This window comes from Marinobacter sediminum, from assembly GCF_023657445.1.
Taxonomy (GTDB): domain Bacteria; phylum Pseudomonadota; class Gammaproteobacteria; order Pseudomonadales; family Oleiphilaceae; genus Marinobacter; species Marinobacter sediminum_A.
This window is the reverse complement of record NZ_JAGTWY010000001.1, coordinates 1,512,897-1,529,402: the sequence shown is the minus strand read 5'-3', so window position 1 is coordinate 1,529,402 and position 16,506 is coordinate 1,512,897. Positions and strand designations below refer to the sequence as shown.

The 16,506-nt window shown below is 54.6% G+C and carries 14 protein-coding genes and 2 tRNA genes; 10 read left to right on the top strand and 6 right to left on the bottom strand.

The annotated features are described in order from the left end of the window. The first annotated feature begins 21 nt into the window (after positions 1–21). The 5 genes from ispG to der are packed head-to-tail and all read left to right on the top strand — an operon-like array spanning position 22 to position 5,825. Positions 22–1,140, top strand: coding sequence for a flavodoxin-dependent (E)-4-hydroxy-3-methylbut-2-enyl-diphosphate synthase (gene ispG, locus KFJ24_RS07250; RefSeq protein WP_250830400.1), 1,119 nt, complete (start codon positions 22–24; stop codon positions 1,138–1,140). A 52-nt stretch (positions 1,141–1,192) separates the two neighbouring features. Continuing rightward, positions 1,193–2,473, top strand: a complete 1,281-nt coding sequence (gene hisS / locus KFJ24_RS07245; protein WP_250830399.1) for a histidine--tRNA ligase — start codon at positions 1,193–1,195, stop codon at positions 2,471–2,473. Between the two features lie 42 nt (positions 2,474–2,515). Then, positions 2,516–3,172 (top strand): YfgM family protein, encoded by a 657-nt coding sequence (locus KFJ24_RS07240; protein ID WP_250830398.1) that lies wholly within the window; start codon positions 2,516–2,518, stop codon positions 3,170–3,172. Then, positions 3,172–4,344: an outer membrane protein assembly factor BamB gene (gene bamB, locus KFJ24_RS07235; RefSeq protein WP_250830397.1), complete on the top strand. Its 1,173-nt coding sequence runs from the start codon at positions 3,172–3,174 to the stop codon at positions 4,342–4,344. Before KFJ24_RS07240 ends, bamB begins: the two co-directional genes overlap by 1 nt. 59 nt (positions 4,345–4,403) lie before the next feature. Beyond that, on the top strand, positions 4,404–5,825 hold the full coding sequence (der, locus tag KFJ24_RS07230) for a ribosome biogenesis GTPase Der (protein ID WP_250830396.1): 1,422 nt from the start codon (positions 4,404–4,406) through the stop codon (positions 5,823–5,825). Positions 5,826–5,852: 27 nt separating this feature from the next. Here der and pta read toward each other — a convergent pair whose 3' ends face one another. Genes pta through KFJ24_RS07215 form a run of 3 tightly spaced genes read right to left on the bottom strand, consistent with a single transcriptional unit; the run spans position 5,853 to position 11,669 of the window. Beyond that, complete coding sequence (gene pta, locus KFJ24_RS07225; protein ID WP_250830395.1) at positions 5,853–8,006, bottom strand: phosphate acetyltransferase; 2,154 nt, start codon at positions 8,004–8,006, stop codon at positions 5,853–5,855. 27 nt (positions 8,007–8,033) lie between these two features. Continuing rightward, a complete protein-coding gene (locus tag KFJ24_RS07220) occupies positions 8,034–9,230 on the bottom strand; it encodes an acetate kinase (protein ID WP_250830394.1) in 1,197 nt (398 codons plus the stop codon). Between the two features lie 21 nt (positions 9,231–9,251). Continuing rightward, positions 9,252–11,669, bottom strand: a complete 2,418-nt coding sequence (locus KFJ24_RS07215) for a bifunctional diguanylate cyclase/phosphodiesterase (protein ID WP_250830393.1) — start codon at positions 11,667–11,669, stop codon at positions 9,252–9,254. Between the two features lie 240 nt (positions 11,670–11,909). Between KFJ24_RS07215 and ccoM the strand changes: the two genes are divergently transcribed. Then, positions 11,910–12,062 (top strand): cytochrome c oxidase subunit CcoM, encoded by a 153-nt coding sequence (gene ccoM, locus KFJ24_RS18280; RefSeq protein WP_250830392.1) that lies wholly within the window; start codon positions 11,910–11,912, stop codon positions 12,060–12,062. A gap of 36 nt (positions 12,063–12,098) precedes the next feature. On the opposite strand, the gene KFJ24_RS07205 is transcribed toward ccoM, so the two are convergent. From KFJ24_RS07205 to KFJ24_RS07195, 3 genes are all read right to left on the bottom strand, one after another. Then, positions 12,099–12,174, bottom strand: a tRNA-Glu gene (locus KFJ24_RS07205). Positions 12,175–12,315: 141 nt separating this feature from the next. Beyond that, positions 12,316–13,233, bottom strand: a complete 918-nt coding sequence (locus tag KFJ24_RS07200) for a TIGR01777 family oxidoreductase (RefSeq protein WP_250830391.1) — start codon at positions 13,231–13,233, stop codon at positions 12,316–12,318. A gap of 60 nt (positions 13,234–13,293) precedes the next feature. After that, positions 13,294–13,665 carry a sirohydrochlorin chelatase gene (locus tag KFJ24_RS07195; RefSeq protein ID WP_250830390.1) on the bottom strand — a complete coding sequence of 124 codons (372 nt, stop codon included), beginning with the start codon at positions 13,663–13,665 and terminating at the stop codon, positions 13,294–13,296. Between the two features lie 101 nt (positions 13,666–13,766). Here KFJ24_RS07195 and KFJ24_RS07190 point away from each other — a divergent pair, with 101 nt between their 5' ends. From KFJ24_RS07190 to KFJ24_RS07175, 4 genes are all read left to right on the top strand, one after another. Beyond that, positions 13,767–14,369, top strand: a complete 603-nt coding sequence (locus KFJ24_RS07190; RefSeq protein ID WP_250830389.1) for a DUF924 family protein — start codon at positions 13,767–13,769, stop codon at positions 14,367–14,369. A 253-nt stretch (positions 14,370–14,622) separates the two neighbouring features. Next, a complete protein-coding gene (locus KFJ24_RS07185; protein ID WP_434968001.1) occupies positions 14,623–15,345 on the top strand; it encodes a murein L,D-transpeptidase catalytic domain family protein in 723 nt (240 codons plus the stop codon). A 149-nt stretch (positions 15,346–15,494) separates the two neighbouring features. After that, a tRNA-Gly gene (locus tag KFJ24_RS07180) sits at positions 15,495–15,570 on the top strand. Positions 15,571–15,706: 136 nt separating this feature from the next. Further along, the gene (locus tag KFJ24_RS07175) at positions 15,707–16,501 is read left to right on the top strand and encodes an MOSC domain-containing protein (RefSeq protein WP_250830387.1); all 795 of its coding nucleotides are present in this window, start codon (positions 15,707–15,709) and stop codon (positions 16,499–16,501) included. The last annotated feature ends 5 nt before the right edge of the window (positions 16,502–16,506 follow it).

Below are 16,506 nucleotides of genomic sequence, written 5' to 3'. Positions count from 1 at the left end.
ATTGATATTGGTCTGTAAGACATGAAACAGGAATCTCCGATCGTAAGACGCCAGTCCCGCCAGATCATGGTGGGCAATGTACCTGTTGGTGGTGATGCTCCGATTGCGGTTCAGAGTATGACCAATACGAACACCTGCGATGTGGCAGCTACTGTCGGCCAGATAAACGCGCTGCAGGAAGCCGGTGCAGATATTGTACGGGTATCGGTTCCGGATATGGATGCAGCCGAGGCCTTTGGCAAAATCCGTCAGCAGGTTTCCCTGCCTCTGGTTGCAGACATCCATTTTGATTACAAGATTGCTCTGCGTGTTGCGGAACTGGGTGTGGACTGCCTGCGTATCAATCCCGGCAATATCGGCCGGGAGGATCGGGTCAGTGCCGTAATCAGTGCTGCCAGGGATCGCAACATTCCCATTCGTATTGGTGTGAATGCCGGCTCCCTGGAGAAGGATTTACAACGGAAATACGGTGAGCCGACAGCTGACGCGCTCGTTGAGTCGGCCATGCGCCACATCGACATCCTCGACCGTCACGATTTCCCTGATTTCAAGGTGAGTCTGAAGGCTTCAGAGGTGTTTATGACGGTGGCGGCGTACCGCAGTATTGCGTCGCAGATTGAACAGCCGCTTCACCTGGGTATTACCGAGGCGGGCGGGTTCCGTTCAGGTACGGTGAAATCCTCCATCGGTCTGGGCATGCTCCTGATGGACGGGATAGGTGACACCATTCGTGTTTCGCTGGCCGCGGATCCGGTTCAGGAGGTCAAGGTTGGTTACGACATACTGAAGAGCCTGCGCCTGCGCAGCCGCGGTATCAATTTCATCGCCTGTCCGAGCTGTTCACGGCAGAACTTCGATGTTATCCAGACCATGAATGACCTGGAAGCCCGCCTTGAAGACGTCAATGCCTCATTGGATGTCGCCATCATCGGTTGCGTGGTCAATGGTCCGGGAGAAGCCAAGGTAGCCGATGTCGGGCTTACCGGCGGAAGCCCGAAAAATCTGTTTTACATGGCGGGAAAGCCAAATCAGAAACTTGATAACGCCACGTTGACGGACGACCTGGAGCGCCTGATTCGGGATGAAGTTGCTCGCCGCAAGGAGCAGGATGACGCAATTATTGCCCGCTCCGAAAACTGATGGCATCCGGTTTTTCGATCGACTTATTGAGATAGACGTTTAAGGGTTTAACTTGGCTAAGATTCAGGCAATTCGCGGGATGAACGATATCCTGCCGGAACAGACGCCAGTTTGGCAGTTTGTTGAAATCACCGTGCGGAAAGTACTGGCGCAATATGGTTACCAGGAAATTCGCATGCCCATTGTTGAGCAGACAGATCTGTTCAAGCGATCCATCGGCGAAGTAACCGATATTGTCGAGAAGGAAATGTACACCTTCGAAGACCGTAACGGCGATAGTCTCACCCTCAGACCGGAAGGCACTGCAGGCTGTGTTCGGGCTGCCGAAGAGCATGGCCTGCTGTTCAACCAGACTCGCCGGCTTTGGTATACCGGCCCGATGTTTCGCCACGAACGCCCGCAGAAAGGCCGTTACCGTCAGTTCCATCAGATTGGTGTGGAATGTTTTGGCATGGCCGGTCCGGACATCGATGCCGAACTGCTTATGCTCACTGCGCGGCTCTGGAAAGAGCTTGGCCTTGAAGGTCACACGCGTCTCGAAATTAACTCCATTGGTACCTCTGAAGCCCGTAAGGCCTATCGTCAGGCACTGGTTGAGTATCTGGGGCAGTATCAGTCCGATTTGGATGCAGATAGCCAGCGGCGCCTGGAGAGCAACCCGTTAAGAATCCTCGACAGCAAGGATCCTTCCACACGCAAGATCCTTGAAAATGCTCCCAGCCTGGACGACTATCTCGACGATGAATCCAGAGCGCACTTTGATCGTCTCAGGAAGCTGCTGGATGCGGCGGGCATTGCCTATACGGTGAACCCGGCGCTGGTGCGGGGTCTCGATTACTATGGAAAAACCGTGTTCGAATGGATCACCGACAGCCTTGGTGCCCAGGGTACCGTCTGTGCGGGCGGTCGTTACGATGGCCTGGTGGAGCAGTTGGGCGGAAAGCCGACCCACGCCGTCGGTTTTGCGATGGGCATCGAGCGCCTCATTCTGTTGCTGGAAACACTTGAGCTCATTCCGGAACACGTCAACAACAATGCCGATGTCTACGTGACTGCTATGGGTGACAGCGCCATGGCGCCAGCGCTTGCGCTCGCTGATAACCTGCGGTCGGCTTTGTCGGGTTGTGTTGTGGTGTCCCACTGCGGTGGTGGCAGCTTCAAGAGTCAGATGAAGAAGGCCGACCGGAGCGGTGCGCGCTATGCCGTTATCCTCGGCGAGAACGAACTAGCCAATGGGACAGCGGGCCTCAAGCCGCTGCGGTCAGACGAATCCCAGCGTGAAGTGGCCCAGAATGAGCTGGCATCGGTGCTGGCTGAAGCCCTTAAAAACTAATCCAACTTAAACAAAAGCAAAAACACGACTACAGGAGTCATCATGGCTGAGATGCGCACCGAAGAGGAACAGGTCCAGGCGATCAAGGACTGGTGGAAAAATAACGGTAGCTCATTGCTGATCGGTATCGGTGCCGCCCTGGCGATTGTTTTCGGCTGGCAGGCCTGGCAAAACCATCAGGCGGAACAGCGCGCGGAAGCGGCGAATCAATTTGCGAACCTGTTGAATGCATATAGTAATCAGGCCGATGAAACCAGCGGCGAAACCGTCACATTTGTGGCCAAGACGCTCCGCGAAGATTACACAGACAGCGCCTATGCCATTTATGGCAATCTGATTCTGGCTCGCCAGAAGCTGACGGATGGTGACGCAGCGGGGGCCGTCGAGTCTCTGCAGTGGGCGCTCGACAAAGCGGCGGGACATCAGGCTCTTGCGCTGGTTGTGCGCAACCGTCTGGCCCGAGCCCAGTTTGCTTCCGGGAATTACGACGAGGCCCTTGCCACCATCAATGAAGCATCGGATTCCGACGCCTTTGATCCGGTTTTTTCAGAGTTGAAAGGTGACATACTGCTGGCCAAGGGTGACCAGGACGGCGCCCGTGAGGCGTATCTGGCAGCTCGCGAGCAGAGCCAGCAGCAAGGCCGTAGCGGTATCCTTGAGTTGAAGCTTTCAGATCTCGGTGTTGGGGAGGACGCCTGATGCGGATTTCTCGCAACAGGCTTTTGCGCGCAGGGCTAATCGGTGGTTTTCTGACCATTATTGGCCTTGCGGGTTGCAGTACTACCGACACCTTTGAGCAACCGGCTCCTCTACCGGATGTTGATGAATCTGTTGAATTTAAACAGATCTGGAGCATGACCGTCGGTGATGGCCATGATGGTGAGTTTCTTTATCTCGGACCGTTGAATACCGGTGATGTGATTTATGCGGCTTCGGTCGACGGTGAGCTGTATGCCGTTGAATCAGAAAACGGGAAAGTGCTCTGGGCAACTGAGCTCAACGACCGGATTTTTGCCGGTGTGGGTGGCGATGCAGACAGACTCTACCTGGCGACCCGGGAAGCAGACTTACTTGCGCTCTCTCGTGAGGATGGCAGTGAGCTTTGGCGCGCGCCCTTGCCCACAGAAGCACTGGCAGCGCCACAATCCAATGGTCAGCTGGTTGTTGCTCAGACTACGGATGGTCGTGTTCTGGCTTTCGACGCCCGGAGTGGAGAAAAGCGCTGGCAGTATGATGGCGTTGTTCCGGTTTTGTCCATGCGTGCGGCCGCGGCTCCGCTTGTGGGCGGAGACGTAGTCATTGCATCGTTTGCCAATGGTAAACTGATGGCGCTGTCTAATGAGTCTGGGCAGCCGCTTTGGCAATATGAAGTTGGACAGCCCCAGGGGCGTACCGAACTTGAGCGTCTGGTGGATATTGCAGGGCAGCCCCTGGTGTTGGAGTCTGCCTTGATGGTTGTGGGTTACCACGGCAAACTTGCACTGCTCGATATCCGCACAGGGCAGGAAATCTGGAGCCGCAAGGCATCCAGCCTCTACTCACCAATGATTGGTGGTGGCGATATTTACCTGGCATCGGCCAATGGTGATGTGGTCGCCCTGCGTGGCTCTGACCGCCGGGAGCTTTGGACCCAGAATCGTCTGTCTTGGCGGCAGCTTACACAACCGATGATCTTCAGTGACTATCTCGTGACCGGGGATTATGAAGGGTACCTGCATATTCTTTCGCGTGAGGACGGCAGCCTGCAGGGGCAGCTGGAATTCGACGATGAGGGTATACGCGTACCGGCACAGCGGTTGAGTAATGGTAACCTGCTCGTTTTTGGCAACAGTGGACGAATGGCGGTTCTCAAAATCCAGCCAATCGACTGAATGTTCTTCCAGCCCGGCCATGAGACCGGGCTGTTTTCCTTTTTACGTAGCGAACTATTATGACCCCAGTTATTGCCCTTGTCGGTCGGCCGAATGTTGGCAAATCGACGCTGTTTAACCAGATGACCCGGTCACGGGATGCGCTGGTCGCGGATTTTCCGGGCCTTACCCGGGACCGTAAGTACGGTGAGGGCACATATGAGGGGCAGCGCTTCATCGCCATCGACACTGGTGGCCTCACCGGCGACGAGGAAGGGCTGGATGCGGAGATGGCCCGGCAATCGCGGCAAGCGGTAGAAGAGGCTGATATTGTCCTCTTCCTCGTGGATGGTCGCTCAGGGCTGACGGCTGGTGACGAGTTGATTGCGGATCAGTTACGCCGGTCGGGTAAGCAGGCCCATCTCGTGGTCAATAAAACCGATGGCCAGGATCCGGATATAGCTGCCTCTGATTTTTATAGCCTTGGCTTTGATTCCACGTTTCTCATCGCCGCGTCTCATAACCGCGGCATTCGCTCGATGCTGGAGCTATTGCTGCCATCTGAAGAGGAGCGCGAGGAGGAAGACAGGGCGGAGAGATACCCGGGAATTCGAATTGGTGTGGTTGGCCGTCCGAATGTCGGCAAATCGACACTCGTTAACCGTATGCTTGGCGAGGACAGAGTCGTTGTCTATGACATGCCGGGGACAACCCGTGACAGCGTCTATGTTCCCTATGAGCGTCAGGGCGAGCAGTATACGTTGATCGACACAGCGGGTGTCCGGCGCCGGAAGAATGTCCGTGAAGTGGTCGAAAAGTTTTCAATCATCAAGACGCTACAGGCGATTGATGATGCCCACGTGGTCATCCTCGTAATTGATGCCCGGGATGGGTTGGTAGACCAGGATCTCCATCTTATCGGTTTTGTTCTTGATGCCGGTCGATCACTGGTTGTTGCCGTCAATAAATGGGACGGCATGGATCCGGAAGAGCGCACTCGGGTGAAAGAACAGGTGAGACGTCGTCTGGATTTCCTGGACTACGCCGACAAACACTACATCTCGGCGCTTCATGGCTCCGGTGTGGGCGTAATGTATGAGTCGGTGCGGGCGTGCTACGAGTCAGCCATGGCAAAGTGGCCGACGAATCGCCTGACAGCCATCCTCCAGGACGCGATTGCACAGCACCAGCCACCGATGGTCCATGGTCGCAGAATCAAGCTGCGCTATGCCCATCAGGGCGGCTCCAATCCTCCCGTGATTGTGGTGCATGGCAACCAGGTTGACTCACTACCGGGTTCCTACAAGCGTTATCTGGAAAACACATTCCGTAAGGTTTTGAATGTGACTGGTTCTCCGATCCGCTTCGAGTTCAAATCAAGCGAGAACCCGTTTGCCACGAAGGTTGACCGTCTGACCCCGCGTCAGAAGGTAAAGAAGGATAATGACCTTAAGAAAGGTCGGAAGGTGAAGAAAACCCGGCAGAAAAGCCTCAAGCGCTAATTTCCCACCCGGTAAAAGGGCGCTGGCTCAGGCCAGCCCCGCATCTTGTACCTGCTTTGCCTGAACGGCTGTCAGCGCGATCGTAAACACAATATCCTCTACTGATGCTCCCCGGGAAAGGTCATTCACCGGCTTTCTCAGGCCCTGCAACATGGGCCCGATGCTGACCACGTTGGCGCTCCGCTGCACTGCTTTGTAGGTTGTGTTGCCGGTGTTGAGGTCGGGGAATACGAATACGGTTGCTTTGCCTGCCACCTTGCTGTCTGGTGCCTTACTTTTTGCGACGCTTTCGATAGCTGCGGCGTCGTATTGAAGGGGGCCGTCAATCAGAAGGTCCGGGCGCCTCTCTCTGGCAATGCGGGTTGCTTCCCGAACCTTATCCACGTCCTGCCCGGTTCCGGATTCGCCGGTACTGTAGCTTAACATCGCCACTACCGGATCAATCCCGAAGGCTTCTGCTGACTGGGCACTCTGAATGGCAATATCGGCAAGTTGCTCGGCATTCGGATCGGGATTGATCGCGCAATCGCCGTATACCACCACCTGCTGCGGCAAGAGCATGAAGAAGACAGAGGAAACTACCTTGGCCTGATCATGGGTTTTAATCAGCTGCAGGGCTGGGCGAACTGTGTTGGCCGTGGTATGAATTGCGCCGGAAACCAGGCCATCGGCCTCGTCTCTTGCGACCATCATTGTTCCAAGTACAACGTTATCCTCAAGCATGGCTTCTGCCATATCCGGCGCCAGTCCCTTGTGCCTGCGCAGCTCCACCATAGGAGCTATATACTGCCGGCGAACGTCTGACGGGTTGATTATTTCAATATCTCCGGGCAGCTGGAGTCCCCGGGATCTGGCAACGCTGTTAATCTCCCCGGGATCACCAATCAGTACGCAACGAGCAAGGCCCCGTTGATGGCAGATGATGGCGGCGTGAATGGTTCGTGGCTCACTTCCCTCAGGAAGTACAATTCGTTTGTTGGCTGCGCGCGCCCGCTCCGAAAGCTGGTAGCGAAACGCCGGCGGAGAAAGCCGGTTCTGGCGCTGGACTTTAAGGTGTTCCTGAAGCCAGTTCGTGTCGATTCGGGTTGCTACTGCTTCCATGGCCTTTTCAATGCGATCCGGATCATCAATGGGGATCGCCGCTGACAGATTGGCCAGCATGTGGGCCGTTTCATAGGTATTGTTTTCAGAAGCCAGGACCGGAAGTCCGGTGTCCAGCGCCCGGCGGCAGATTTCAATGACCATCGGATCGGGAGTCAGTCCACCCGTCAGCATCAATCCGGCCAGTGGGACACCATTCAGAGCTGCAAGGGCAGTGGTCACGATGATGTCCTCCCGGTCCCCCGGTGTGACCATCAGCGTGCCTGGTTTTAGTGTTTCGATCATGTTCCGGATGGTTCGGGCACAGACTGAAACTCTCTGAACCCGGCGGTTCAGCATCTCGCCCTCATGAAGTACCTCAATATCCAGCTCTCGGGCAATGTCCGAAACCCTTGGTGCCAGCATGTCTGGTTGCCATGGGATTTCAGCCAGCAGGTGGAAGCGGTTTTCGCTGAAGACCTTGCAGTCGTTGCGGTAATCAGTCGTGAATTGAGCCGTCTCCGAGCTGCTCTGTAGCGACAGCCCGGATCTTTCGGGTTCACCTACTTTGTTCAGAATGACGGCAATGACATCGGGATCTGAAGGACTGGCAAAGAGCCTTGAAGAGAAATCGAGTTCCTCGTCCACTTCGCTGGCCGGGCGCATCTTTGGTGGGCTCACGAGAATGACCTCGGAGCCGAGGTTTCGGGCAACCTCGACATTCAGGCGGGCAATGTAAGCTTCGCTGCGGTCAGGGACCAGTCCTTCAATAACAACCACATCCACGTCTTTAGCCACTTTCTGGTATTCGCCAACCACGTTCTCCATCAGCAGGCCGGATTTTCCACGGTTCAGTAGCTGCTGAGCCTCTCGCAGTGCTATGGGAGTGGGCGGCTCCAGATGGCTGCGCGAGCGGACGAACGCCACCGACGAGTCCTTGCCCGCGGTATGGAACGATTTGGTGTGGTGTACGGGCTGATAGAAAGGTTTGTAAAAACCAACACTGACGCCCTCACGCTCAAGGGCGCGCAACAGCCCGAGGCAGACCGAGGTGAGCCCGGAATCCATGGACGTTGGTGCAATAAAGAGACTTTTGGCCATAGCAGAGTTCCTGGATTTACGATGTGGTCACGCCGTTTCCGGGGTGTCTGCAAGTCTTGAGGCTTCCCTTGCGATCACAAGCTCTTCATCGGTCGGGATCACAAGGATCGGGAAGCGGGAGCCGGTGCTTTCAATATGGCCATTCATGTGTTGGCCATCCAATTCGTTGAATCCGGTATTTAGCTCAAAACCCATGAGGTGAAGGTGCTCAATTGTTTTCTGACGAACCCGGGCACTGTTCTCCCCGATACCACCGGTAAACACCAGTGCATCGAGCCGGGAGAGGGAGGCCATCATCGCTCCCACATATTTCGCCAGCCGGAAGCAGAAAATATCGATGGCCAGGGCGGAGGGCTTGTGGCCATGATCAGCCAGCTCACAGAGTGAACGCATGTCATTGGTTTGTCCGGAAATTCCCAGTAGTCCGCTTTGATGATTGAGGGCGTTGTGGACCTCATCGGCAGACACGCCCTGTGTGCTCAGAAAATCAAAAATCCCGGGATCAACGTCGCCGCTTCGGGTGCCCATAACGAGTCCCTCCAGTGGCGTAAGCCCCATACTTGTGTCAACGCTGATACCGTCACGGATGGCGGCAATACTGCAGCCATTGCCAAGGTGTGCGGAAATAATCGAAGTGGTCGCCGGCGTGCGGGACAACAACCGGGCTGCTTCCATAACCATGAAATAATGGCTGGTGCCGTGGAAGCCATATCTTCTCACATTCCAGTCACGGTACCAGGCTCCGGGAAGCGCATAGAGATAGGCTTTTTGAGGCAGGGTTTGATGGAATGCGGTATCAAAAACCGCAATCTGGGGTACGGCGGGGAAAAGCTCGCGGCTTGCGTTAATTCCCGATAGGTTTATCGGGTTGTGCAAGGGAGCGAGCCCGGCACAGGCTTCGATGGAGCTCAGTGCCGAGTCATCAATCAATGTCGCTTTGTGGAAGGCCTCGCCGCCATGAACCACGCGATGACCGATCGCGAAAGGGTCTGATGGCATCAGGCCCAGGCGACGGAACGCGGAGACCAGAGCCTCCAGAGCTTCCGCGTGGGATGCTCCGGGAGCAAGCTCGATCTTCTCATCCTTGCCATTTATCTGTGCAAAGGATTCATCGCCAAGGAGGCCTTCCGCGATCCCGGACGCCTTTCTGCGATGCTGACCGTCAAAGAGAGCCAGTTTGAGTGATGAGCTACCGCAGTTAACGACAAGTATGGTGTCTTCCATGTTATAGGTGATCCTGGAACGTCAGACTTGTACACGCTGGTTGGTTTTGAGCCATATTTCGAAGTCTTTAGCTGGCAGCGGGCGGCTGTAGAAGTAGCCCTGGCAGAAATCGCAGCCTTCCTGTTGGAGGAAGTGGGTCTGCGACTCTTCTTCAACGCCTTCGGCAATCACATTCAGACCGAGGCTATGTGCCATATTGATGATCGCACGCACCAGTGAGGCGTCTTCGGGTTCTTTCATGACATCCTGAACGAACGACTTGTCAATTTTCAGAGTATCGAAGGGGTAGCTTTTAAGGTAACTGAGTGCAGAGTAGCCGGTGCCGAAATCGTCCACGGAAAGCCGGATGCCGGCCCGATCCAGTTGGCGCAGAATTTCAGCTGTCTCAATAGAATTATCCAGTATCAGCCGTTCGGTAATTTCCAGTTCAAGCTGATCGGCGGCCAGACCGCTGGCTGACAAGGCGCGCATGACGACCTCGGTGAATCCAGGGTCACGGAATTGTCTGGGTGACACATTCACTGATATGGCGACATCTCCCCCTATGACCTCTTTCCACCCAACGGCTGCCCTGCAGGCCTCTTCAAGTACCCACTCGCCAATCGGGATAATGAGCCCGGTTTCCTCTGCAAGAGGAATAAACCGGTCGGGCATGACCATGCCCATGGACGGATTATTCCAGCGTAACAGCGCCTCGACCGAGCAAAGATTGCCGGAATCCGCATGAACGATGGGCTGGAAGTAGAGCTCGAATTCCTCCAGCTCAAGAGCCCGTCTCATACGGGATTCCATTTGTAGCCGTTCGTGCGAAATCTCAGTCATTTCAGGGGCAAAGTGAGCAAATGCACTCTTGCCCTTGTGCTTGGCCTGGTACATGGCGGCATCGGCATGCTGGAGCAGGGTCCCGCTGTTGTCAGAATCGGTCGGAAAGATGGCTATTCCGATACTCGTCGTAACAAATACTTCCTGACCATTCAGAATATAGGGGGGCTCAAAGGTTTTCAGGATCCGGTCCGCCACCTGGGAGGAAGAATCCGGGCCAGTCAGGCCTGGCAGGATCACGAGAAATTCGTCACCGCCAAGGCGCGCCACAGTGCTAGTTCCCCTCAGGCAACTGGAAATCCGGCGTGAGGCCTCAATGAGCAGGTTGTCGCCGGCATCGTGACCCAGCGTATCGTTAATATGCTTGAAATTGTCCAGATCCAGGAACATGACGCCGACCAGAGTGTTCTCCCTGCGCGCCTGTGCCAGCGCCAGCTTGAGCCGGTCCAGGGCGAGCATGCGATTTGGCAGGCCGGTTAGAATGTCATAGTTCGCCTGGCGCAGTAGTTGCTGTTCGTAACGCTTGCGGATACTGATGTCCTCACCCAGGATCAGATAGCCAGTGGTATCGCTTGATCCGTCCTTAATAGGGGTGACAATCAGTTGTTCCCAGAACCGTTCGCCGTTCTGGCGGATACTGTTAACTTCTCCTTGCCAGACACCGACCCGCTGGACTTGAAGGCGGATGGACTGCCAGAGATGTCGCCCATCCCGGTTTTCAATATCGTTCTCCCCGAGGGAGCCCGGATGCTTGCCGAGAATGGACTTCGCGTCGTAGCCCGTGAGCTGGGTGAACTTATGGTTGGCAAACTCAATTCGCCACTGTCGATCGCAGATCAGAACCGAAGAGGGGCTTTGTTCAATCGCTTTCGAGAATTTTCGAATCTCTGCCGCATCCCGTTCCTGCCGGGCAACATCCTCATTAAGTCTTTCCCGCATCTGATTAATCGCGTCAGTCACCCTGCCAAGCTCGTCCCTCCGGTTTCCGGGTGTATCCGGGCGTTCCAGTTCAAGGGGGCGAGAGAGATTTTTCAGGGAAAAATCCCGAGCATAATTGGCCATCGTCGTTAGGTGGCGGGTGACAAAGTACTGGAAAATCCAGATGATCAGTATTGAGACGAAAAAGGTTTTCAGAAACTGAGTTGCCAGGATGATTCCAACCTTTCGTTTCATCTCTTCGTAAACGCGATCGAGATCCGCAGTTACAGTGAGCTCGCCAAGCTTGAACATTTCGTCGCCCTGGTGAACCAGGTTGAAGCTGTGGGAAGTGGTCTGTGCGCCCCGGGGTATGTCTCCCATTACGAGTTCGGAATCAGGCTCAATTCGCAATCGAAGATGAACGATGTCGGGCAGGCTCAGGATACCTTCCATCTGTGTTTGCAGGAGCTTTTGATCCAGCGCCCAGAGACTTCGCGCGAGACTGGACGAGTAGCCTGATTCCACCACCGCCATGCGATTGTCGATCTGGGAGAGATCCTTGCGGTAATCAGAATAGATCTGGATAGCCGATGCGATCAGTGTAAATGCAGAGCTGAACAGGAGTATCCAGGCCAACAGCCGGAATGAAAGCGGAGACCCTTTTCGAAAACGTTGGAGACGCGTCGACAACTTTGGCATGACGTAGAGTTCTGCCACCCTGGCCAGTGAAGAGGAGCTGAGAATTCGTTACTAACCGACTATAGCAGTAGTTTCTTTTGGGTGTCTTGCAAATGCAGGAAAACTAGAGAGAAATGTGTTCGGGTTCAGTATTTTTGGCTATGACAGGGGTGATCAGGTGGTTGATGTAGATCAATGCCCGACGGGTACAGGCGTCGTAGTCTGAAGGCAGTTAAGTAAGTCGCTGGAAGGAGAGTTAAAATGTATATGGATGCTGTTGTTATTGCAGGTATTGTTACCGTATTGCTGATGGTCGGCTTTTTCGTCGGAGTTGGAATCTTCGTGGTCAAGGACCAGAAGTCTCACGGACACCATAAACCGAAAGACGGTAAGCATGGCGGAAAGCCCGTCTGACTGTTCCGGAATGAGCAGCCATTTTAGGAAGTGAAATGGCGTCCCCTAGGGGGTTCGAACCCCTGTTGCCGCCGTGAAAGGGCGGAGTCCTAGGCCACTAGACGAAGGGGACGCAACGTTTTCAAAACCTTGCCTCGTCGAGGTGGCGCGTATATTAAGTAAGCCATCCCGGGGTGTCAACGCCTTTTATAAAAAAAACCGAAACCGCAGACGCTTGGGATGACGCTGGGAATTGCCCTTGCAAGCACGCCCATCATGAGCGTGGGCGCGGATGAACTGCATTAACGAGCGCCTGCTCAAGTTCCGGAAAACTGAACTGGAAACCGGCTTTGTTCAGTTTATCGGGAACAGCCTGCTGGCCGGTAAGAAGCAGTCCTGCCATCTCGCCCAAAGCGAGTTTGAGCACCGGTGCGGGCGCAGGGAACAGCGTCGGACGATGAAGCACCTTGCCCAGGCACCGCGTAAATTCGGTATTAGTGGCAGGGTTCGGGCTGACAACGTTGAACGGCCCACTGGCATCGCTCTGTTCCAGCATCCAGACCAATGCATTCACCACATCTTCACGGTGGACCCATGGCATGTATTGACGGCCGTCGCCGAGCCTGCCCCCCAGACCCAACTTGAAGGGCAGGAGCATCCGCGAGAGGAAACCACCTCCGGGACCAACAACCACACCGGTTCGGGAAAGGCATACCCGCACGCCATCATCCGCCAGACGCAGTGCTGCATTTTCCCAGTCGCGGCAGAGGCGATGGGTGAATTCATCCCGGGGCTTGGTTTCTTCAGTAACCACTGAGGCCCCCTGGTCTCCATAGAAGCCTACCGCTGAGCCGGACACTATGACTTCCGGTGGCTTTGCCCAGCTTCGAATGACGTCGACCAGTGTTTCCGTTACCCCGATTCGGCTATCCCTGAGGTCCTGTTTGCGTTGCTCAGACCAACGTTTTTCCGCAATGCCTTCACCGGCAAGGTTGATGACCGCGTCAAAGCCAGGATGGGCCCGGAGTTGATTCAGATCAGGGACTACTTCTACACGACCGCAGAAGGCGCGCACGTTTTCAACTGGTTGACGGCTGAAAACTGTCAGTTGATACCCCTTGGACAACAAATCCCTGCACAGGACCTGTCCGATGAACCCTGTTCCGCCGGTGATCAGTAGCTGTTTAGTCATAACATCCTTCCTTCTGAGTCCGATTCCCTGGCAGCTACAGTCAAGGTAGCACTGCTTTGTTCAGGCATCAGAGCTTTCCAGTTGATGGACAACGACATCCTTGATGGCCTGACCAAGTAGCGGGTTTTCCCCGATTGGTGGTGCCAGCACTATCTTGACGTTGTGAGTCTGTTCCAGAGACGCAATCATGGCTGGAACGTCCTTGCGAAGGTGGCGCCCGGCCGCGAGAAAGAGCGGAACAACCGTGAACTCACGCACTCCGGCAGAAACACCGTCGGCTACTGTATCTTCGAGTGACGGCTCGGCCAGTTCCATATAGGCGACTTGTGAATGCGGAACGGCGCTGAGGGTTGGGGCGGCAAGACCTTCGAAAGTCTCGCACCAGCGCTTGTCACTGCTACCGTGTGCCAACAGAATAATGCGGTGGTTCATCAGCCCTCCTGAGTAGGCATTTTTATGTGGCCTGTCGTAAACCTGCACAGACCATCAAATGACAGAGTGTACTGACGTTTAAAATAACAGGGTGTTAGTGAATGTTCGATTGGAAAGAGATTCTGGATTTCTGGTTTGGAGAACTTGATGAATCGGGCCTGCCCGACCGCTTTCATCGCAGTCGCTGGTTTCGCTCGGATCGGAAGTTCGATCAGGAAATCCGCCGTCGATTTCTTTCGATGGTTCTTTTTGCCTCAGAGCAGGGGCTTGAGCACTGGCGACGTGAACCTGGCGGGATACTGGCTGAAATTATCCTGCTTGATCAGTTCTCCAGGAATATCTTTCGGGGCAGTTCAATGGCTTTTGATCATGATGTATTGGCGCGCAAACTCTGCCGACAGGCGATGAATAAAGGGCAGGATATGGCTTTGCCTGCTTTGATGCGTGCGTTCCTCTACATGCCACTGCAACACTCAGAACGGCTTGAGGATCAGAACCTTTCGGTGGAATGCTATGAGCAAATCGTGACGTCTACATCCGGAATTCTCCGGGATTTCATGGGAAGTTTTGTGCAATCGGCACGGGACCATCGGGATATTATTCAACGGTTTGGTCGTTTTCCCCATCGAAACAAGGCCATCGGTCGCAAGTCCTCACCGGATGAAGAAACCTATCTCAGGAGTGGTCGTCGCTTTGGTCAGTAGGGCGTGACATCAAGCTCACCTCAAGTTAGTCGAACTGGTGAGCAATTGCGGTCACCGGGATCGTCTCAAGCACACTATGGCCTCGTCTTCGGGGAGCGCCTGGCTTTGCGTTGATGGCTGACGTCTTACATTTTTGTATAAATAATGTACATTTTGACGGGTTTCCCACTTTTGCCTGATAGAATGCGCGACAGTGAATTTCCTGGGGGTGCGTTGGCCGCAGTCCCTAATGCATGGTTATTGGAGAAGATGAATGTTCATTTTGGGGCGGTGCATTTGGCCAGGAGTCTTGGTGGTGTTCTTTGCGAGTATTTCGTTGCCATCATTCGGTGCCGCTATGGACGACAAACTGCTGGTCCGTCTGTCCAGCGCGGCTCCCATGCTTGACAAAACCGTGCTCGAGTCTGCCTTTGCCGCCTCGCGCTGCGCAGTATCCAACGGCATCGATATGCCTGAGAGGCTTGCAGTCATTGATTTTTCGAAGCCATCCAGGGAAAAGCGGATGTGGATATTCGACCTTGAAAAGGGCGAACTGCTTTTGAAAGACCTTGTCGCCCATGGCGAAAATTCAGGTAATTTCCGGTCAACTTCTTTCTCTAATGTTGAAGGCAGCCATCAATCCAGTATCGGGCTTTTCCAGGCCAGGGAATCCTATTACGGGAAGCACGGGTATGCCTTGAGGCTGGATGGTCTGGAGCCAGGGATCAATGATCATGCGCGCCAAAGGGCTATTGTCATCCATGGTGCGGATTACGTGGACGAAAGCTGGGTGAGTAAATACGGCAGAATCGGTCGCAGCCACGGTTGTCCTGCAGTGGATAATGACGTCATCAAGCAGGTGGTTGATAATCTGAAGGGTGGGCAGCTGGTCTTCAAATACTACCCGGATCAGGAATGGCTCCACAGCTCCGGATTTCTCAACTGCAACAACAGAACTGTTGCTGCTCATGCAGACAGGGCGGGTGACCAGGGCTGACAGGGTGCAGCTAGCCCTATGATTTGCCTGGTTGGCAGGCGATCTCCTGTAAGTTCTGACCGAACCGCAAAAACTTTTAAAAAGTGGTTGACGGAAAGCGTCGTATCCGTAGAATACGCCTCCGTTGTCGGCATCAACCGAACAACATTGCGGGAATAGCTCAGTTGGTAGAGCACAACCTTGCCAAGGTTGGGGTCGCGAGTTCGAATCTCGTTTCCCGCTCCAGATTTTAAAACCCGGCCTCGAAAGAGGCCGGGTTTTTTCATTTCTGGTGATCACAAACACGGCGCTGCAATGCCAGGTCAGTTATAATCAGCGGCCTTTGTCGATAGACGAATTCGGTTCGGGAGGCGCTGCCGGTATGAATGTTCATTCACTCTGGATCTATCCGGTCAAATCTCTGGCAGGCATTGCCGTCCAGGGATTTGAGTTAGACGATTTTGGCCCATCGGGAGACCGGCGGTGGATGATCATTGATGACGATCGCCATTTCGTTACCCAGCGAGGGAATCCTGAGCTAGCCAGAATTGGAACGAGGTTTGTTGGCGACAGGGTAGAGGTGGATATCCCGGGAGAAGGGCGGTTTACGCTCAGAGCGACCGGGGAGGCATTGCGTGTTCAGGTTTGGCGTGACTGGGCCGAGTCTTTTGTTGGAGAGCTCGCTGCCAATGAGGCCCTGAGTCGTTATTGCGGAAGCAGGTTCAGGTTCGTTTATATGCCCGATGCTTCGTTTCGTCGAGTAGATGCTGCAAGGGTGCAGGATATGCGCCGTGTGAGTTTTGCTGACGGCTTTCCGCTACTGGTAACGAATATCGCCTCCCTTAACGAGTTGAACGAACGATTGCGCTCACCGGTGGAAATGCGCCGTTTCCGGCCGAATATAGTGGTTGATGGTGCCAGGCCCTGGGCAGAGGATCATTGGCAGGAGCTGACCATCGGAAATGCGCGATTGAGTCTGGTAAAGCCCTGTTCCCGGTGTGTAATGACCACCGTCGACCCGGATGCGGGAACGAAGGATGCCTCTGTACAGCCATTGAAAACACTGGCAGGTTACCGACGCACCGAAGATGGCGTGATATTTGGAATGAACGCCATTCACGAATCACTCGGCAGAATAAAGGTTGGTGACCCTGTCGTAATCATTACTACGGAGTAGAACCT